At 40.9% G+C, this 18,795-nt stretch carries 16 protein-coding genes and 1 pseudogene; 3 read left to right on the plus strand and 14 right to left on the minus strand.

Features of this window, described 5'->3' with window-relative positions:
- Positions 1 to 103: 103 nt before the first annotated feature.
- The 10 genes and pseudogenes from B5F83_RS06875 to B5F83_RS06920 all read right to left on the minus strand — a co-directional run bounded on the left by B5F83_RS06875 (position 104) and on the right by B5F83_RS06920 (position 8,186).
- On the minus strand, positions 104 to 1,270 hold the full coding sequence (locus B5F83_RS06875) for an AAA family ATPase (protein WP_087278433.1): 1,167 nt from the start codon (positions 1,268 to 1,270) through the stop codon (positions 104 to 106).
- 1 nt (position 1,271) lies between these two features.
- The gene (locus B5F83_RS06880; protein ID WP_204207348.1) at positions 1,272 to 2,117 is read right to left on the minus strand and encodes a hypothetical protein; all 846 of its coding nucleotides are present in this window, start codon (positions 2,115 to 2,117) and stop codon (positions 1,272 to 1,274) included.
- Positions 2,118 to 2,310: 193 nt separating this feature from the next.
- Complete coding sequence (locus tag B5F83_RS06885) at positions 2,311 to 3,159, minus strand: nucleotidyltransferase domain-containing protein (protein WP_087278436.1); 849 nt, start codon at positions 3,157 to 3,159, stop codon at positions 2,311 to 2,313.
- Positions 3,160 to 3,169: 10 nt separating this feature from the next.
- A complete protein-coding gene (locus B5F83_RS06890; RefSeq protein ID WP_087278439.1) occupies positions 3,170 to 3,370 on the minus strand; it encodes a helix-turn-helix transcriptional regulator in 201 nt (66 codons plus the stop codon).
- 95 nt (positions 3,371 to 3,465) lie between these two features.
- On the minus strand, positions 3,466 to 3,870 hold the full coding sequence (locus B5F83_RS06895) for a hypothetical protein (RefSeq protein WP_044655277.1): 405 nt from the start codon (positions 3,868 to 3,870) through the stop codon (positions 3,466 to 3,468).
- Between the two features lie 35 nt (positions 3,871 to 3,905).
- Entirely contained in the window at positions 3,906 to 4,844 is a 939-nt protein-coding gene (locus B5F83_RS06900) for a relaxase/mobilization nuclease domain-containing protein (protein ID WP_087278441.1), read from the minus strand.
- Positions 4,834 to 5,142: a MobC family plasmid mobilization relaxosome protein gene (locus B5F83_RS06905; protein ID WP_044655275.1), complete on the minus strand. Its 309-nt coding sequence runs from the start codon at positions 5,140 to 5,142 to the stop codon at positions 4,834 to 4,836. The genes B5F83_RS06900 and B5F83_RS06905 overlap by 11 nt, the downstream gene beginning before the upstream one ends.
- A gap of 142 nt (positions 5,143 to 5,284) precedes the next feature.
- Positions 5,285 to 6,355 carry a DUF6371 domain-containing protein gene (locus B5F83_RS06910; RefSeq protein ID WP_087278443.1) on the minus strand — a complete coding sequence of 357 codons (1,071 nt, stop codon included), beginning with the start codon at positions 6,353 to 6,355 and terminating at the stop codon, positions 5,285 to 5,287.
- Positions 6,356 to 6,438: 83 nt separating this feature from the next.
- Entirely contained in the window at positions 6,439 to 7,806 is a 1,368-nt protein-coding gene (locus B5F83_RS06915; protein WP_044656461.1) for a DUF3987 domain-containing protein, read from the minus strand.
- 11 nt (positions 7,807 to 7,817) lie between these two features.
- Positions 7,818 to 8,186 (minus strand): annotated as a pseudogene (locus B5F83_RS06920) (helix-turn-helix domain-containing protein).
- 172 nt (positions 8,187 to 8,358) lie between these two features.
- Between B5F83_RS06920 and B5F83_RS06925 the strand changes: the two are divergent.
- Both B5F83_RS06925 and B5F83_RS06930 read left to right on the plus strand, forming a co-directional pair.
- The gene (locus B5F83_RS06925) at positions 8,359 to 10,023 is read left to right on the plus strand and encodes a DUF262 domain-containing protein (protein WP_143822560.1); all 1,665 of its coding nucleotides are present in this window, start codon (positions 8,359 to 8,361) and stop codon (positions 10,021 to 10,023) included.
- Positions 10,020 to 11,447 carry an ATP-binding protein gene (locus B5F83_RS06930; protein ID WP_087278450.1) on the plus strand — a complete coding sequence of 476 codons (1,428 nt, stop codon included), beginning with the start codon at positions 10,020 to 10,022 and terminating at the stop codon, positions 11,445 to 11,447. The genes B5F83_RS06925 and B5F83_RS06930 overlap by 4 nt, the downstream gene beginning before the upstream one ends.
- Before the next feature lie 173 nt (positions 11,448 to 11,620).
- On the opposite strand, the gene B5F83_RS06935 is transcribed toward B5F83_RS06930, so the two are convergent.
- The 4 genes from B5F83_RS06935 to mnmE all read right to left on the minus strand — a co-directional run bounded on the left by B5F83_RS06935 (position 11,621) and on the right by mnmE (position 16,408).
- Positions 11,621 to 12,385: a mobilization protein gene (locus tag B5F83_RS06935; protein ID WP_087278453.1), complete on the minus strand. Its 765-nt coding sequence runs from the start codon at positions 12,383 to 12,385 to the stop codon at positions 11,621 to 11,623.
- A 194-nt stretch (positions 12,386 to 12,579) separates the two neighbouring features.
- Positions 12,580 to 13,686 (minus strand): site-specific integrase, encoded by a 1,107-nt coding sequence (locus B5F83_RS06940; RefSeq protein ID WP_087278456.1) that lies wholly within the window; start codon positions 13,684 to 13,686, stop codon positions 12,580 to 12,582.
- Positions 13,687 to 13,778: 92 nt separating this feature from the next.
- On the minus strand, positions 13,779 to 14,684 hold the full coding sequence (locus B5F83_RS06945) for a helix-turn-helix domain-containing protein (RefSeq protein WP_087278709.1): 906 nt from the start codon (positions 14,682 to 14,684) through the stop codon (positions 13,779 to 13,781).
- A 251-nt stretch (positions 14,685 to 14,935) separates the two neighbouring features.
- Entirely contained in the window at positions 14,936 to 16,408 is a 1,473-nt protein-coding gene (gene mnmE, locus B5F83_RS06950; RefSeq protein WP_087278459.1) for a tRNA uridine-5-carboxymethylaminomethyl(34) synthesis GTPase MnmE, read from the minus strand.
- Between the two features lie 217 nt (positions 16,409 to 16,625).
- Here mnmE and B5F83_RS06955 point away from each other — a divergent pair, with 217 nt between their 5' ends.
- Positions 16,626 to 18,791, plus strand: a complete 2,166-nt coding sequence (locus tag B5F83_RS06955) for an RNA degradosome polyphosphate kinase (protein ID WP_087278461.1) — start codon at positions 16,626 to 16,628, stop codon at positions 18,789 to 18,791.
- Positions 18,792 to 18,795: the final 4 nt, after the last annotated feature.

The raw sequence follows: 18,795 nt of genomic DNA on the forward strand, positions 1-18,795 counted from the left end.
CCTGTTCGACAAGACTAATTTCAATGATGTCAAAGATCTAAATGATCCCCTGATTCCGGGGCTTTTTGATTAATTGTTTAACTCGTCCCATTTTAACGGGACACTAATGAAATTCTATCTTGATTTTCTTATTAATATCTCTCATATTTTCATACTTATCTACAGGTATGGTTGTTACAAAATGGTGAACATCATTATCTCCTAAAGATTCATTATAGTGTTCATTGTATTTCCGTATGATAGATTTAATTCGATATTCTACATATTTTCTTTTATCTTGATTAAATAATCTAGTGAAATGCCCTTTATAATCAAATCTTGAACGTAGTTCAGGCGATATCCTTGTAGGGAACTCTTCCTTTGTAATATTTGATGTAAATATTATTACAAAACCATTGATATCAATTTCTACTGCTTGAGAACTTACCATCTTACCACTCTCTAATACATCCAAAAAGAAATTAAATAGTGTGGCATTTGATTTTTCAAATTCATCAATTAGAATAAGTCCTACATCCGTATTACGGACACGAATAAAAATCTCACCATCATCGCTTCCGATATAGCCACGAGCACTACCTATTAATGAACTTAATGAGAATTCGTTGCTATAATTCCCGAAATTTACTTTTGCTAAATTATCCTTACCTCCAAGACATTTATATAATGCTCTAGCAACTTCTGTCTTGCCGACCCCTGATTCCCCTAATAGAAATAACGATAATACTTTATGTTCTCCTATTTTGTTAAACAAACGAAATGATTTTGCTATTTCATAGAAATCATCTTTGAACTTTTCGTGCCCGTATAATGATTCTCGAAATGATTTAAAGAATGTTTCAAATTCTTCAGGTGTAAAATCTGTAATCTTCTTATGTATTCTATCTGTTGCAATTATAGGGGGAGGTAATTGTTCGAAGAAAATATCGTATTTTTCTTTGATGTCTACAAATTGTTCAAAACAATATCTTAATTCATATTTAAGTTGATCAAAATACTTGTTGTCACAGATATAAATAATATCTTCATTATTGAATAGTCTAAATACATTTTCTCCAATAGCCTGAATAGCGCTCGTATTATAATATCCTCCACCTAATATTGATACATCAATAACACATATGCCACTTTTGTAGGGAGTGAACTTATCAAGATCTTTTAAGTCTTCTAAAAAGTAACTTAAACTTATCACTTCATACTCTAAAGACTGAAACAATGTCCTTATTGACTCAAATTCTATTTGATTATAAAACAAGAGTTCTTTTTTCATGCTATTTTGTAGTATGTATATTCTGGATTATGGCTAACAAATCAATGTAATGGTATATAGAACTATCTCCTGAACTAGCAAACTCTTTATATGTCGGTTGCTCAATGGGATATTGACTTTCTTGTATTTCCTCAAATTCGGATGTCCTTTTAAATTGTGATTGTATGTTCCCTAATTCTGCAAAGTATTGAAAAGTATTGCCTAACTGATTTATCTTAATAGTACCTTTATATATTCCCAAAACACTAACTTTTCCAATAAATAAATCATCAACATTGTATGAGCTTTCAAATTCATTTTCAAAAGTAACAGGTATCTTTATGATAATCTTATCATTTCCATTTAATAGTACACCTTTAATTTTATATGCATAATCTTTAAACATTGAGTTGAATAAGTTTGTTATATCAAATCCATTAACCCCAGGAACAGAAAGATTTTTGAAAGCTCCACTTGTAAATAACTTTACCGTCCTTAGCTCAACTTCATTTTCTAATGATAATTGAACATTATCAATTAATACTAATTCACCTTCTTTGATAGTATTATCAAACTGAGCAATATTTTTACTTGCGTCCACGACATCACTTAATATAATAGATTTGGTAGTTTTAATCTCGATGGTCTCCAGTACTTTTTTCGAAGCACTTCCCCCTACATTAATATCAGCATTACCTTCACCACTAAATAGTTTTAGAAAGCCCAGTCCCATTTTTGCTCCTAAATGCGCAGAAGCGTTACCTTCTGTATTCTTCTGTACCTCTTTGGCTACAGTTATGAAATTATCAAACATCATCTTAATTTCATAAACCTTAGGGTAATTAATATAATAAATATTAAATGCCATAGACTGTGATATATGTGTATTCTTATTTTTCTTTAATATTATTAATCAGTAATTCTGTAATATTGTTTAGTTACCTTCATCTTGCAATAATTTATATAAGCCCGTGTTTATTACGGGAAATTTAAGATTCTTGCGAATTGTTGAAGGTAAATTAAAATTGTTATTCAATTGTTCTTTCATATCCTCAATTTGTTTAAGATAAATAATCTCTAATCCACAATTCCAATTGTTGGGGCAATGTCGTTTCAATCTTATCAGAATCATATTCCATGTACATTCTAGATATCAAATCGGATGGCAATTTAGGTAACTTACAATCTTTAAGCAGACAAACCTTATTTCCTTTTGCCAACATGTAACCAACTTCTAAAGCGACATTGGGATTATAACTGTCTTGATCATTTTTGTCAAATATTGCTACTGAAACTTTGCAACAATCAAGATACACTTTAACATTATTCCACAAATCATCCGTAAATAGCTTCTCGTTAGCTCGTATGGCAATATATCCATTCTTTGCAAATACACTTTTAATTATATCATAGACTATTTTGAGTTCCTCTCTAAATGGCATAATGACAAAAACTGCATGTTTTCCATAAGTCTTATAAAACTTTATTTCTTCATCTGAATATGAAGGAATGTAAGACATTTTAAAATCAATATCTCGTTGGACCTTAATTTCTTGGTATCTGCCCATTAGAGAACTCTCTCCTTTTTCTTTTGACCATAATAACTTAGCATCGAGAGTGGCCACGATATCGTCTCTTCTTATCCAACTATCATTTGCAAAACTTTCTGCTTCAATCTTATTTGTAGTTTTAAATATATCTAAAGCCTTCTCCATCTCTATTATTGGCATAATCTCATCTCGTCTAAGCCCATCAGGAGCATAAACTAAAATGTCAATATCGGATCTAAGGCTGCCCGTCTCATAAGCGCGTGATCCAAATATGTATATTTCTTTAACATTGTTAATCTTGGAAATTTTATATATTAAATCTCTGAGATTAATTAGTCTTACATCATCTCTAATTGCCATATTATATAGATTATTTATTATAAATTAAGTCTTTGGGATCCACATTCAATATCTTTGCAATCTCAAATAATACCTCTAAACTTGGTTGTCGACGGTTGCAGACATAAGAGTTGACAATACAAAAACTTTTTCCGAGCTTTTCTGCCAACCATGTTTGCTTGATGCCTTTTTCTTCAAGCACCTCTTTTATTCGGTTCATGGGTTTGTACATTGTTAAATCCTTGTTATTTTACAAAGATATAAAACATAATGCTATAAAAAGAGAAAAAGGAGAGAAAAGTCCTCTCCTTCATAAAGAAATCTACATTACACCTCCAACTCCTTCAACGGCAATCCATAATTATATTGTCTGAAAAATCCTCTGTGGATAAGTTTCAGACCAAGGGTCTGGTAATACTTGTAGTCATCATCCTCGGTGCAAAGGTATTTATAACCGTAACGTGGGGCGTACTCTTTGAAGAAGCGGGCAAGGTCTTTCAGGTTTTCCTGCTGGTTCCGTTTGAAGTTGCTGCGCACAATGATAATGCTCCAGTCGGGGATGCTGCCAACGCCGCAACTGTATTCCCAAAAACGGATGTATAAATCCATTTCGCCTACATGGACAGAAACACAAATACCGTTGGCGTTGTGCATGACGGAACAACAGTTTCTGTAACCGAATCTCTCACACAAATAGAGATTGAAATCGTAAATAAAATCGGAATAGTTCATAATAATTTGAATTTTGATGGTTAATAAAAAATTGATTATAGACTGAAACCTCGCTTGCGTTTCGGTTTCTTTTTCTTCTTTTTAAGCCGGTTGGCCTGTATCGCTTCCTCCGTATCATAATCCGTAGGAGAGGGCGTGAACAATCCCACACTGATGCTGGAATGATTCTCCTGCTGGTATTCATGCCGAGGTTCCTCGCGTATGGTTTCTGTCTGTGCCTGACGCTGGTTCATGGTAGCAGAAAGAGCGTTATATCTCAGCTCCTGGTCGATGTTCAGGAAACTGAACTGGCGGTCAATCTTGGAACCGCTAAAGGTCAGTTGGTCACATGTGAACTTGACACCTTGCATCTCTCCGGTCGTGCGACTTAGCTTCCATTGCGTATCAATTCCGTATCTTCGCAAGGCCAGTCGCAGCTCACTCCAGCTTCGGGCGTTCGGAACTTCTCGTTTCAAGGCATGATAGATAAAATACTTTACCTTGTCGTGATGGCGCAACCGCATGAAATTCACATGCTCTTTTCCTTCGGCAAAATGCAAGCGGTAACGAGCTGTCAACATCTTGCAAACTTTTTCATTTCGGTAGCGGTCGTTCTTGTCGCTGATGGTGCAGCCATCATTATCCACCCGGTTGTAAACGATGTGACAATGCGGATGGTCACGGTCGGTATGCCGGGCGATGATGAACTGCGTATTCTCAATTCCCATCAGTTTCATATAGTCGTGGGCGATCTTCAGCATCAGCCCATCATCGTCACGGAGGCGGTCTCTGTCCTCTGCGGAGAAGCTCAATGATATATGGCCGACCGTGTTCTTGACCTTGTCATTCAGTAAAGTCTGCAACTCGAATTGCTCCGCTATTTCTTCGGGTGAACCGTAGACACCAACTGCTTTCAGCAGTCGCGATTTATCTTCTTTCAGCACATAGTTTACGCACCCGGAAAACGATGTGCCCTTAACAATCTTACCTATCATCCTTGAGTTGTTTTATGAGTTGTGAAATCTGTTGAACGGCGGTACTGCACTCATCGGCCACACGATAAAAACCGTAAGCATTGGCTCGTCTGGCAAGCTGATTCAGGTTCGTGCTTTCGCCAATCAGTTTTCGGATAATGTCAAGATTTTCTCTCGTAATTCGTTCACGCACCGTACCGCGTTCGATGAGTGAACGCACAACTTCGCTTTGACTGCGTTTACTGCGTCGGCTGAGTGCTCTGAGCCAGCCGAATTGTTCGTCTGTAAGACGGATTGTAACTGTATTTTTCTTGTCCATAATATTTGCTTTTGAGATTAATAATTGTGACCATCGGGAGCCGTCTCACCTTCTTTTGAGGTGAGCAAGTGGCCGGGAAATGTAATACACCGGCATAAACTTGCTCCAGTGAAAAAGAAGTGAATCAGACATCTGAAAGTTATCATTTAAAAAGTCCTTTCCGGGTACGTTGAACCTTTGCTGAAAGCGGTGCTTTCTCCACATTGACGAGCTGCAAATTGAAAGTTTCGACCAGCGTTTTCAAGGCCGGATTCAACGTGATAAGACGATTGAAAATAGCCTCCTTTGTCTCTTCTCTCAGCAGGAAATCGGCGATGTCATAACCCGCATCCCGTTCTTCTTTTGTTGCGTTTCTTTCCATAAAATCGAAGAGAGAAACCTCTATTCCCAGGCTCCGGATCATCTCCATTTTGCTGTTCCAATAGTCGGTTGCCCCAAGGTCGGGGAAGAGCAGAACACGTCGGTTTCTCAATACGCTCATGGCATCCCGATTGAACGCTCCGTTCTTTCCGCCCGAAGCAATCCATAGATATTGTGGCAGATAGAAGCTGGAAATCAAAGCGCTTTTCTCACTCTCCACAAGGGCAACCGGACGCTGCTGGTCGGAGGACAAAAGATGTTCACCAAACAAACATTGCCGAAGGTTGAAATTCTCTTTCTTCAGAAGGGAATGTACCCACGTGATGTAGTTGTGCGGCTCTTTAATCCGTCTCCCGTTTTCGGGATTGTAGAGCATCACTTTTCCGGTGCGTACCCGTCCGGAAATATCCACCTGCCAGAAGACTGTAGCTCCCGGCCAATGCTTCGAGGTTCCTACATGGTAGCGCAACATCAGTTCTTTGGTAGCCTCCTGTCCGAAATGCAAACTCAGGAATTGAAACAGCTTGTTCGTGTGATACAGCTTCAGGGACTGCCTCATGATTTTCGGCTCAATGAATGAAGGTTCAGGAAGCAGACTGATGCCTGGCTTTGACACCGGTACAAACTTTTCGCTCAATCGTTCTTTGGCAATCGGGTTTTCGTCAAAGTACATTTTGGGCGTATAGTTGTAGCCACACTTCTGTTCATGGTTGCATCGCCCTACATAATTGGGAAAACTGATTTGCTTTTCCGTGTCGATGTATTTGGCGAAACAACTTTTGCGGTGGCAGTTCGGGCATGTATGCCGGGTGCTGACACCTTTGTATGGTTCTAATGTAAATCTGTAGTTCATTTTTCTTTCTGTTTGGATGTTACTATGCACATTTTCGCAACTTCACAAACCCCTCGGTTGCGAAAATGTGCATAGTAACAGGTTTATTTACTGTATTCTCCATGATTCTCTTTTCTGAATAATGTTCCGATGTGGCGTTTTAGAAACATCTTAAAAGCATGTTCCTTCATCCCGTAACTTTCAGCAATGCCGATACCTTCTGCCGTTGTAAATCTGTGAGGCAGATTCAGGTATATGTTGCGGTGCAATTCGCTCAACTGTTCCTGACTGACGGCAGTCTGCACTTTTACGGCTGTTGTCCGAAAATACTCTGCCAGCAGGATGGCACGGTTCACGCTTTCAAGGTCAATCGTATGCTTGTCGCACTCTCCGCAAGTCCATCGGGCAAGCTGTATAATCAGACAAAACCGGATAATGTAGATTTCCAGTTTGCAGTAAATACCTACCAAAGCATCATTGGTTTCCATATCACATTGACGGGCATTTTCATGCTGCCAACCGTAAAGCCGTTGCTTGGCATTTTCATCGAATGGCAGGCATTGAGGCTGCAACTCATTATTCTCGTCATGCGGACAATCCTGTGTGATCAGCTTGTCGATAATCTGTTGCCACTGGATTTCCAGTTCTTCAGGAGTTTCCCGGTCGTTCCATCTGCTTTTCAAGACAGATTCAGGCATCACGAAAAGAATACGGTCAATAAAACCGTTACTCGAACGCTCGCCCTTGACCAGTTCGCCCAGAATCTTCTTTTGAATGGTACCGATAACAGAGATGTAAGGACGTCTGATAAAAATGGAACTTTGCATACTCTTGCGGTCGGAAATCGTGGGCTTGGCATTGAACACCGAAAGCCAGAATTGTTCTTCCGAACCGTTATTGTAACGGTTGAAGTTCTTGAACCAGGCCGACAGCTCGTCCGACCAAAGGCAGAGTCCTCTGGGATTCTGGGCATGTATCAGGCTCAATCCTTCGGGAGTAATATCCGAAACAAGAAAGCGTTTGCGCACGGGAGCCTGCGGAAATTCATCCAAACCAGCTTCCATGCGTTCCTTTTTGCTCATGGACATAGTGCGTTCATACTCGGCATACAACTTCTGATACTCCTGATTCTGACAATAGTCGTGTTCAATAAACGGCTGGAAAGCGAAACTCAGCGGATGACTCTTATTCGCTCCGGGGCGTCCAATCAGTGCCATGTACAGAATAGGACTTTCCAGCCAGTTGCGCTTTACCTGCACCAGATGGGAGTTGCCAATCCCCACGGCAATGGCTGCAAGGATAGCCGCAGCAACATAATCTACGGGATAGCCCTGACAATCGTGTAAACTGCCAATGATACGCTGAATCCTGATAGGAAAGACTTCTATCGGGAACTCACCGCCGGACATCTTGGCCCCGATGCGCACAGCCTCGCCGATGATACCTTCTGCTGTTAATTTGGAGGTTTCCATAGCCGTGCAGATCAAAAGTTATAACCTCCCTTTGGTTTACGCTTTGCTCCATGTACTATTTGCGCGGCTTGTTCCTGGAGCGACATTGCCTGCATCTGCTTGCGCCCGGACTCAATCCATTGCAGTAACTCATCTTCATAGAAGTAGAGTTTCTTTCCTTTTTTATAGGCTGGAATTAGTCCTTTACGTGCAAGCGTGTAAATGGTAGGCTTCGCTTTTCGTGTGATTTTACAGGTTTCGTCAATTTCAACAAGACGATGCTTGTCAGAAGATGTCTGTGGTTGCAATGCCGCCACCATTTACCGGATTTGTTCCATCTGTTCTGTGAGATAACCTACCGCCTGCGGCAGCTTATCAAAAGTGATTTGTTCATTTGCCATACGTACTCGTTTTTAATTGTTCGCTGGCAAAGGAAATTGGTGTTTTGATGGTGGAAAACATCACCGGAATATAACTGTGAGATAACTTTTGGTGGTGATTGGTAGTGATTACAAGGAATTTAAGTATCTTTGTAAACGAATAGATAAGAATACTTTATTAGTTAAGCAAAATATGGCACTATATTTATCTGCAGAACAGAAAAACCTGAAATCATTGTTTTCCAATGACAACAGGTATATAATACCAAACTATCAGCGGCACTATTCATGGACTATGGAACAGTGTAGGCAACTATATGATGATATAATGGATGCATATAGCAGTGGTACCGATTCATATTTTTTGGGAAATATTGTATTGGCAGAAGACGAGCATGACGATCGTCCAGAAGTTGTTGACGGGCAACAACGTTTAATTACTCTATGGTTATTTCTTAAAGCTATTCATATTCTTCATCCGTTTAATAATCGTCTGAAAAGAATGATACAGGTGGAGTCTTATGAGGATGATAGCACTACTGATTTTGTAAGCACCATCTTCTCGGATGTTTTTGAAGTGAAAGATCAAGAACAAATAGATGCTATTCTCACAAAAACAAAAGAAGATTTTGAAAAAGACTATTTGGAATACTTAAAGAAGGGAGAGATGCTGTACTATAAGAATAGTACAGAACAAGTGAAGAATAATGCAATTGCCATCTATGCACTATTGAGAGAGTATTTCTCTCGTTTGGATGATGAAAAACAGAAAGTATTTGTTGATTTTTTTATTAGCAAGATATATCTGCTACCTATAGTATTGAAAGACGATGACTTGGATGAGGCTAGGTCAAATGCTTTATTAGTTTTTGAAACCATCAACAATAGAGGTATGGATTTACAAGACGCAGATATTTTTAAAGCAAAACTCTATTATATGTCTCTATCAGTGGGGAAGGGTGAGAAATTCAAAGAAGAATGGAAAAACCTCATATCTCGATGTGATGACTTAGAACTTAAAATTGATGATTTATTTCGCTATTACTACCATATAATTAGAGGTAAAGAGGGAATTGTGATAGCCGAAAAAAGACTAAGAGAGTTTTTCCAAAAAGATCCAAAATCTCCCTTTAAAACAGGTGGATACGAAATAGTGTTGGAAGATTTACAGAAGACACTAGATGCGATAGAAGTGTACTACTATAAGCGTACAGAGCCTACACGATTAGGAGCTTGGCTACAAGTGTTAGATGCATACACCAATCAGAATCCTGTATATGCGTTAATAGTGTTTCTATACTTTCACAAAGAGGCTAACGAAGATGACTTAATTGAATTCTTAAAAAAAGTTTTGCGTTATTGCTATTACAGAGGTTCAACAATGTCAGTGAAATTTGAGATTTATAATATTATATATAGAGTAGCTGCAAATTTGCCAGTTGATGACTATTTGACAAAGAATATTGATTCATGGATGTGGAATTATCCTGGACGATTGAGGAAAGGACTTTCCTTATTGGCTTTCTATCTAAAGTATCCCAATCAGGTGGCCGTAAAGAATTATAAAGTTGATAAGATTCTCAAGTCAATCGATTCCTGTCATATTGATTCAAACTGGCCAAAAGACAATCTTGATGACGATTTAAACAGTCTAGGGAACAATATTGTTCTTGACATGCCACAGCGTAACACTCCTATCTATCAACGTTATCAGTCTTATAAGATGTCTGAGCTAGAGGAGGTTAAGAATTTAATAAGCACCACTGCAGGTTATACTTATAGCCAATTTACTAAACGAATAAAAGATATATCTAAGCTATTAGAAAATTTCTTTGTAAATGGAAAAGAAGGGTTATGAAACAGCTAACATTAGAAAACTTTAAGGCTTTTGGTAGTGATAGAGCTGTTCTCGGAGATGCTACTGCTGAGGGGAAACCAATGAATATATTGTGTTATGGCGAAAATGGATCTGGAAAAAGTTCAATTTATGAAGCTATTAAATATGTTTTTCATAAGAAACGAATTGAAAATGAAAGAATCCCGGCACATCTAACAGGTGATGGGAGACTGAATGCCGAACGTCAGATCTTAATAGATTATAAGAATTGTATGTCGAGTAGTCCCGTTAATATTACCGTTAACGGGGAATCTTTTTTGACTTTCGACACCTCATGTTATCATGTATATATGATAGACGGGGCTGATTTAGCTGTTAATAAACAGATTGATGTCAAACAATTATTAAAATCAATGTATTTGGGGCATCATGATATTGATAATGAGGTTACACAAGATTTCGTTGATGTAATTGTTTGTGAGACAAACCGTGTTTTAAAAAAAATTTTCTTTGAAGAAGTGACAGTTGCAGTGTCTCAAAATGGGTCGTTCTTGCTAAAGATTAATGATGATAAGCAAAACCTTCATTATGATGATTTTTTAAAAATATATTTCAATGAGGCAAAACTTCACCTGATTGTATTAATTGTTGCTTTGTCATCAATTATGTTAATGGCACCTACACAGGCTGACCAAAAGAGGATTTTAGTTCTCGATGATTTTATTACAAGTTTAGACACTGCCAATCGGTCTTTTTTATATCAATATATTACAAGTTGTTTCAAGTCCTATCAAATAGTAATTTTTACGCACAATACTAGTTTTTACAACCTATGTGATCATTTCTTGAAGGAAGTTCCAGAAGAAAATCAAAAATGGTTACGTCAAGGAATCTACGAATATAATCACAAGCATTGTGTTTATGCCAAGAAGAATGTAGACAGAATAAAAGAAATCGAAAAAGAACTAGATGATCACCCAGAAAATACAATTAATATTGGTAATGACATTAGACAGTATTTTGAGGTACTACTGCATCAGTTAGCCATGTTGTTGATGTCTGGTGCAAAAGAAGAAACCACTTTCATAATAAAAGAAATTTGCCAGAAAAGTGATTTTAGATTTTTTCATATTGATGCCTCCGGCATTAGTGATTTAAGAACACTTTTCAAGGAAATTAATGATATTATGAGACATGCGCCAGAAGCCATGCAGTGGGAGAAGATTAAGAAGACTATCAATAAGTTCAATAATGCCGCAGAATCAGCTGATAAACTATCAGAAAATATACAGGCAATGTCTATATATCAAAAAGTAGTTCTTCATCAATCTTCTCATGGACATGCAGGTCTTCCTAATTTGTCAGGAAAAGAAATAAAAGCTTCAATTGAAGTGATGAAAAAAATAGAAGATACCATCAAAAAAATGAAGATAGAAAGAATATAATTGAGATTGGCCTTCCAGACATTATTGATGAGATACACTTTTCTCTATGTAGCCTCTATTATCCTGATAAATGGTCGTTAACACAATATATTTATGATTACGGCTACAAACTTCTTAAAGTTATGAAAATGGATTTAACTATTGGAATGCGATAATACCTAACGGTATTGCTGTTATACTTTTTTGTTCAGTTTTATCTTGCTCTCTGATTCTGTATGTGACATTTTACGTTCAATCGTTGAAATTTCCAAGTCACGGAGGGGATGGGCAAAGACATTCTTGATGAATGTGGCGGTATGAATACGCTTCCTGCCAAAAGCCTTGCCGATGTTCCAACCAAAGTGCATTATATCAATGCTTTTAAGTTGTGAGTCAACTTTTACAGGCGATATCTTTTGTAAGGTATCTCCTGTACTATATTCTGTAACGTATGTGCATAGACGGTTGAGATCTTCTTCACCCATATAGGCGACCATGGTTTGCTTAGTATAATTGAGCACCTTTTCTAATTTGGTTTGAATAGCACGATTATTTTCTGCGATAGCGTTGGTTCGCATGACTTCATATTCTGAAAGTTCAGAGATTGCTTCTTCAGTGGAAGGAGCAGGGTCAATGACATCAGGCGTAGCCTGGTTTGAATCTTTGATTGTAGGGGCTTCTGGAACAGAAACGGTATCATTGTGATTTTTCATCGTTTGAAAAGCAGTGAAACGCAATAGAAAAGCTTCTATGCGTGGCAGTAGAAACTGATTGAAAGTTGTCTGTAAACTGGCATAGATTGCCATCAAGACAATTACTGTTGCAAAAAATGCAACACTACTACTGAAATCGTCAACGCCTTTGGATAAAACAAACAGCCGAGCTAAAACGCCAACGACAAGCGTACCTACCAATACAAGGGAATAGAGTGCTATATGTTCTATACTTTTCTGATTCATAGTGATATTTGCTAATTGTTTGTGCGCAAATATATGTCATTTCATAGATACCATGTTATAAATCCAAGAAAGTGGCAGCATTTGTCCTCGATATGGTACTTATTTCTATGCCATCTATGCCACAATAGAATAAAAAAGAGTCCGACATGGGAGTAAAACATAGTCGGACTCTTCTTATGTTACAGTACTCAATGCTATTTCAGCGAAATCTTATTCGCTGTCTCTCGCTTCTTAGAGTTAACCAAATCAGCATAGATTTGAGTAGTGGTGACATTCTTGTGTGTCAGCATCTTTGATACTGTGTAAATGTCTGTACCTAAAGAGATTTGGATGACCGCATACGAGTGCCTAAAGCAGTGGAAGGTTATGTGCTTTTTGATTCCGGCTTCGGCAATCCATTGTTTCAGGGGATGATGAGTCATGGATCGGGTTAAGCCTTTGAAGACTTTTCCGGTGCCCCATTCGCCACACAACTCCAGTGCTTCCTGACTGATAGGGAGGGTGGCCTCGGTTTCTGTCTTTTCGGTGCAGATACGGATGTAATAGCCTTGATCCGGACCGACTTCAAAGTCACGCCAATCCAGCTTCAGAATATCACTGATACGGAGGCCGGTCATGCAAGCGAATAGGGAGGCCTGTTTCAAGACTGGAATCTTGCAGGGTGTAGCGGCCAGTTTCTTGACTTCATCAAGTGTCAGATACTCTTTCTTGACCTCTTTCCATTCTATCTTTTCCAGAAAGTCGTTCAAGTTCTCACGCAGCATCTTCTCTTTGTAGGCTATCTTCAACAAGGCTCGGAAAGTTGAATAATAGCCAGCGGCCGAATTGCGTGAGATATAAGCATTGGGATGATTGATTTGTTTGCATTTGAGCAGGTAATCCCTGAACTTCTCGCACAGTTCCACGGTGACATCACCAAAGGTGCATTTACCACCGACAAATTTCTCGAAGTGGTTGTAAACGCAATCCCATTTCTCATACTTTTCTCGTGCTTTAGTCCGGAAATAGGCGAGAAAATCTACCTTGTGTTTGTTCTTATCCAGGAACCCGAATTCTTCATTGATAAGCGACTGGACACGGATACAGCGGATAGCCTCTGCCTTGTTCAGCATATCCTGATTGAACATTCTTTGCTGCTCATTCTTGGGCTTGGCATAGATGTAAATGCCGAGGAATTCCCGGCGACTCATCTTCATCGTGTAAGGATTGCGGATGGCCGGATAATAATCCAGATAAAGAGATATACGGTCGTTACGCAATGGCTTTTGTCTCAGTGTTACGTTGGTACATGTAAGTGTCATAGCTATATTGTTTTTTGATTAATACTTGTTTTTGTTGCAAATAAAATAGGTGTTCTAATGGTGGTATTTATCACCGGAAAATAACTTTCGGCTCATTCTATCTTTGGAGGCGCAAAGAACTTGTCCAGCTCTGCCCGCAGGATCTTGGTATATTTACCGACCTTGATATGGGGAATATTATGGTATTTCACATAATGGTAAAGTTGATCCCGCGTCAAATTGAATCGCTCCATCGCTTCGGCAATGGTGTAGTATTTGGGCTCTTCTGGGGCAATGAGACCTTTGGCAATGTCCACATGCTTTTTGGAGTAGTACACCATGATGCCGACCTTCTTCTTGGGAATGGCATTCTTTGAAACAAAAGAATAGATGGCCGTCAGTGTCATACCGAACTTCTCCTGCATGTCTTGCGTGCTGTACCATTCCCTGATTTCAGGATCGGGAGCTTTCTTTGCAAAGTAGTCATCAATATGCTTTTTGCTCCAATAGGTTTTTCCACGGTGAAAGGTTCGTGGAATATTATGTTCCTTAGCGATATGAAATATCCAGGAATCCTTTACGCCATACTTCTCCTTGATTTCGGCGGTGGTGTAGAAATCATTAATGGAAGGTTTGTCTCTTACCGGAATCTTAAATTCTATAGACTTCTTGAATAAGTTATCAATATCCTCCTTTTTCAATAGAAACTTATATCCAAGTCGGATGGCTTTAAGTTCACCTCTTTTCAGATAGCCATAAAGAGTAGGTCGGGTTACGCCTATGTATGTGGCAGCTTCTGTGATAGTAAGAATAGGCTTGTCTCTGATTTTTGCAATCGGCTTCTCCTTGATGACTTTTTCTACAATTTGGTTGTTGGCCTTAATAGAAGCCTCACGTTTCTTCTGTTTATACAGAAGGTTTGCACATCTGTGCGAACAACAGGTTGTAGTCGTTTTATGCGCAATGAATTCTTGCTTGCACCACGCACAGATTCGTCTGATTTCAATGTTGCTACTCATGTTATTTCTCCTTATTTCTCCAATATTTTTGTATAACTCCGTAAAATCCCGTAAAATGGCGTAAAAGTTCTCCACGACCTTGCCAACGATAATCCTTAGATTTTCGTGGTGAGGTACACAGGAGGTACAAAAAATGGCGTAAAAAGGCTTAGCAACGATTATCAACGATACTTGAGCAACAAAAAAGGCGCCCCGTAAAGAGCGCCATATTAATCGATTATAATCAATTTAACTCATTGATAATCAGATAGTTATTTGCCGACGCAAAACCCTTTGAACACTTCGCCCAGGACCTCTTCCGTGGAGATTTCCCCGGTGATTTCGCCGAGGTGATGGATTGCCTCGCGGATGTCCTGGGAAACGAGGTCGGTCGGCAGGCCGTCGGAAAGCCCTTTTATGGTACGGTCGAGGGCTTCTGCGGTAGCTCGCAAGGCATCGGCATGACGTACATTGGTTACAAGTACGGAATCGGGGTCTCCGAGCATGGAACGCATATAATCGGCTAAAACACCGCGTAATTCGTCCGTTCCGAAAGACATTTTTGCTGACAAAGGTATGACCGGGACGTCCTTGACGATTCTGACCCCCTCGGGAAGCAAGGCCTGAAGCCGGTCGTAAATTCTTGCCAGCCTATCCATAAGTTCCGAAGAAAATCCTCCTTCGTCCCCGGATGCATAAAGGTCCGCCTTGTTCATAAGCAGCATGAGTTTTTGAGCCTTGAAATCCACGTGTCCGACTATCGCTTTAAAACTCTCCGACAAACGGCGGAAAGGGGAGGAGATATCCATAACGGCCAACACGACGGAAGCGGAGCCGATTTTCTCGAAAGTCCGTTCAATGCCTTTCTTCTCGATATTACCGGCACTTTCGCGAAGACCGGCGGTATCTATGAACCTGAAAAGCATCCCGTCGATATTGAGGCATTCTTCAATCGTGTCCCTTGTAGTGCCATGCTGTTCGGAAACAATCGCCCTTTCTTCGCCGAGCAACGTATTGAGCAGAGTGCTTTTCCCGGCATTCGTCGCTCCCGTGATGACTGTCGGCAGACCGTTTTTAACGGCATTTCCGGCACGAAAACTTTCCGCAAGCCTCCGTGCGTGGTCGCGAATCCTGACGGCAAGGGCCGTAAGCGCGGTGCGGTCGGCGAATTGTACGTCTTCTTCGGAAAAATCGAGTTCCAGTTCCATCAACGTCACCAATTGCAGAAGCTCATCCCGCATTTTCTTCAATTCGGATGAAAATCCGCCTCGCATCTGCATCATGGCAAGTCTGTGCGAGGCCTCGTTTCCGGCGGCTATGATGTCAGCAACCGACTCGGCCTGAGCCAAATCCATCTTTCCATTCACAAAAGCCCTTCTCGTAAACTCTCCCGGTTCCGCAAGCCGTGCCCCAGCAGCAACGAGAAGCATCAGAAACTGTTCCGCTATATATGGAGAAGCGTGGCACGAAATCTCAACAGAGTCTTCTCCGGTATACGAATGCGGTGCACGGAATACGGCGGCAAGCACATCATCAAGAGGTCTTCCCTCGGAATCGGCCGCCCGGGCGAATTTTACCGTATTGCCGGGTACTATGTTGCCGTCCGGACCCTTCAGTGTCCCTCCGAGCACCTTGTCGGCAATGCATATCGCATCCGGACCGCTCAGTCTTATCACTGAAATCGCACCAGTGCCCGGGACGGTAGCCGGTGCGCATATTGTATCATTCAATTTATTCTGCCTCATTTTTCCAACCGTTTATAGTCGTTTGTAATCGGATAATTACAAAAAACCGTTGCAAAAATAAGAAAATGGTTTATATTTTTGCGAAATACAACCATTTGTAATAATTATGAAACAAAAATTTGCCTTATTTGCAATAAAATAGAGCCGGATGCGGATACCGGCGGCAGGAGTGTCCGTCCGTATCCGGGATTTGTATAACAATCAGCACCGAAGAACCATGGTTAAGAAAAACGTTTCGCACCCTTATCTGGAAAGAGACATAAGTTGGATGTATTTCAACAGGAGAGTGCTCCAGGAAGCATCTAAAGACAACGTCCCGCTATTGGAACGCGTGTCATTTTTAGGCATATATTCCAACAATCTCGACGAATTTTTCCGTGTCAGGGTCGCATCTCTCAACAGGATAGCGGAGTACGATGAAAAAAGCGGAGCGAAGGAAGCGCATCTTGCAGCCAGGACCGTCCGCACCATCAACCGGATTAACGATGTGTATGTATCTGATTTCGAGAACGAATTCAGCCGGATTTTCATGGCTCTCAGACAGGAAGGCATAATGCTCATCTCCGACAGGGAAGCGGATGCGGAGCAACTGGAGTTCATACACCAATATTACAGGGACAAAATCGACGGCCTGATTGTGCCGATAAGGTTTTCCGCCATAGAATACCTCGACCATGAAACGGACGAAAGCATATACATGGCCGTAAAGGCTTCATACATAAACAAAAACGGCAAGACAAACTACGAATATGCCTATTTCGAGCTTCCGGTTCAGAGCTGCGGCCGTTTCGTCAGGCTTCCGGACAAAGAGGGCAAAAGCTATATAATGTTCATAGACGACATTGTGCGATGCTCGCTTCCGAAAATTTTCGAAGGCACAGAATACGAAAATTTTGAAGGATACACATTCAAATTTACCCGCGACGCCGAAATGGAGATAGACAACGATGGCCGCAACGGAATCCTTCAGAAAATATCCAAAGGTCTGAAAGATAGGAAGAAAGGTGAGCCGCTCCGTGTCGTTTACGACAAAGACATGCCATCCGATCTGCTGAAACGCATAATGAACCGCCTCGATATAGGAAAGACCGATACCGTTTCGAAAAGCGGACATTACCAGAACCATAAGGACTTCATCCGTTTTCCGGACTGCGGGCGCAAAGATCTGAAGTACGGCCCGATGCCTCCGATAGCTAAATCGGATTTGATGGGGCCGGAGAGCATACTCGAAAAAATAAGCAGGCGTGACCGTTTCCTCCATGTGCCGTATCACAGTTTCAACTCATTCATAAGGGTTTTGCGGGAGGCGGCCGTGGACAAGAACGTCCGAAGCATCAAGATAACGCTTTACAGGCTCGCCAAGGATTCAAAAGTGGTGCGTGCGCTGGTAGGGGCGGCCCGTAACGGAAAGAAAGTCACCGTAGTCATCGAACTGCTTGCCCGTTTCGACGAAGAATCCAACATCCAGTGGTCCCAGAAGCTCCAGGATGCCGGTGTCAAGGTGATTTACGGCCTCGAAGGCCTGAAGGTCCACTCCAAGGTCGTACATATCGGAATGAAACGCGGGAAGGACATAGCCTGCATCAGTACGGGCAATTTTCACGAAGGCAACGCTTCGTCATATACGGACTGTATCCTTATGACCGCGGCAAAATCCATAGTAAGCGATGCGGAAAAACTCTTCGAATTCATCGAGAAGCCGTACATTCCGGTACATTTCAAGGAATTGCTCGTTTCCCCGAATGAAATGAAAAACCGTTTCATGCGCCTCGTCAACGATGAAATACGCAACAAGGCCGCAGGAAAACCGGCCTACATCCATGTCAAAATCAATCATTTGACGGATACGGTGATGGTAGGAAAACTATACGAGGCCGCGGAAAACGGGGTAGAGGTGCGTGTTTCCGTCAGGGGAAACTGTTCCGTGGTTACGTCCAAGCTCCGCAAATATTGCGACATACGCCTTAACGGAATCATAGACCGTTATCTGGAGCATTCGCGTATTTATGTCTTCGCGGCAGGAGGCGAAGAAAAGGTATTTATCGGCTCTGCCGACTGGATGCCACGCAATCTTGACAACAGGATTGAAGTCGCAGCTCCGGTATATGACCCTGAAATCAAGCGTGAAATGATAAGAATAGTGGAATATGCGCTAAGGGATACCGTACAGGGGCGCCTCGTCGACGGCAGCGGCGGAAACGGCCCGTGGACGTGCAGCGACCCACTTCCCCATGGTTCCCAGACCGAACTTTACGAATACTACAAATCCGCAAACGGCGGTGGGGACACCGCTCCCGATAGTGGCATCACCACCAGCTGCACTGGCACCAATGGCTGCAATAACATCAATGCTTGCAGCAGCACCAATAACTGCAATGGCTAAAGGT

The organism is Muribaculum sp. An289 (assembly GCF_002159555.1).
In the GTDB taxonomy this organism is placed as follows: Bacteria; Bacteroidota; Bacteroidia; order Bacteroidales; family UBA932; genus Merdivivens; species Merdivivens faecigallinarum.

Bases quoted from the DNA above. Each gene is read 5' to 3' on its own strand.
- B5F83_RS06875 (WP_087278433.1), bottom strand. From the start codon at position 1,270: ATGAAAAAAGAACTCTTGTTTTATAATCAAATAGAATTTGAGTCAATA.
- B5F83_RS06880 (WP_204207348.1), bottom strand. From the start codon at position 2,117: ATGGCATTTAATATTTATTATATTAATTACCCTAAGGTTTATGAAATT.
- B5F83_RS06885 (WP_087278436.1), bottom strand. From the start codon at position 3,159: ATGGCAATTAGAGATGATGTAAGACTAATTAATCTCAGAGATTTAATA.
- B5F83_RS06890 (WP_087278439.1), bottom strand. From the start codon at position 3,370: ATGTACAAACCCATGAACCGAATAAAAGAGGTGCTTGAAGAAAAAGGC.
- B5F83_RS06895 (WP_044655277.1), bottom strand. From the start codon at position 3,870: ATGAACTATTCCGATTTTATTTACGATTTCAATCTCTATTTGTGTGAG.
- B5F83_RS06900 (WP_087278441.1), bottom strand. From the start codon at position 4,844: ATGATAGGTAAGATTGTTAAGGGCACATCGTTTTCCGGGTGCGTAAAC.
- B5F83_RS06905 (WP_044655275.1), bottom strand. From the start codon at position 5,142: ATGGACAAGAAAAATACAGTTACAATCCGTCTTACAGACGAACAATTC.
- B5F83_RS06910 (WP_087278443.1), bottom strand. From the start codon at position 6,355: ATGAACTACAGATTTACATTAGAACCATACAAAGGTGTCAGCACCCGG.
- B5F83_RS06915 (WP_044656461.1), bottom strand. From the start codon at position 7,806: ATGGAAACCTCCAAATTAACAGCAGAAGGTATCATCGGCGAGGCTGTG.
- B5F83_RS06925 (WP_143822560.1), top strand. From the start codon at position 8,359: ATGGCACTATATTTATCTGCAGAACAGAAAAACCTGAAATCATTGTTT.
- B5F83_RS06930 (WP_087278450.1), top strand. From the start codon at position 10,020: ATGAAACAGCTAACATTAGAAAACTTTAAGGCTTTTGGTAGTGATAGA.
- B5F83_RS06935 (WP_087278453.1), bottom strand. From the start codon at position 12,385: ATGAATCAGAAAAGTATAGAACATATAGCACTCTATTCCCTTGTATTG.
- B5F83_RS06940 (WP_087278456.1), bottom strand. From the start codon at position 13,686: ATGACACTTACATGTACCAACGTAACACTGAGACAAAAGCCATTGCGT.
- B5F83_RS06945 (WP_087278709.1), bottom strand. From the start codon at position 14,684: ATGAGTAGCAACATTGAAATCAGACGAATCTGTGCGTGGTGCAAGCAA.
- mnmE (WP_087278459.1), bottom strand. From the start codon at position 16,408: ATGAGGCAGAATAAATTGAATGATACAATATGCGCACCGGCTACCGTC.
- B5F83_RS06955 (WP_087278461.1), top strand. From the start codon at position 16,626: ATGGTTAAGAAAAACGTTTCGCACCCTTATCTGGAAAGAGACATAAGT.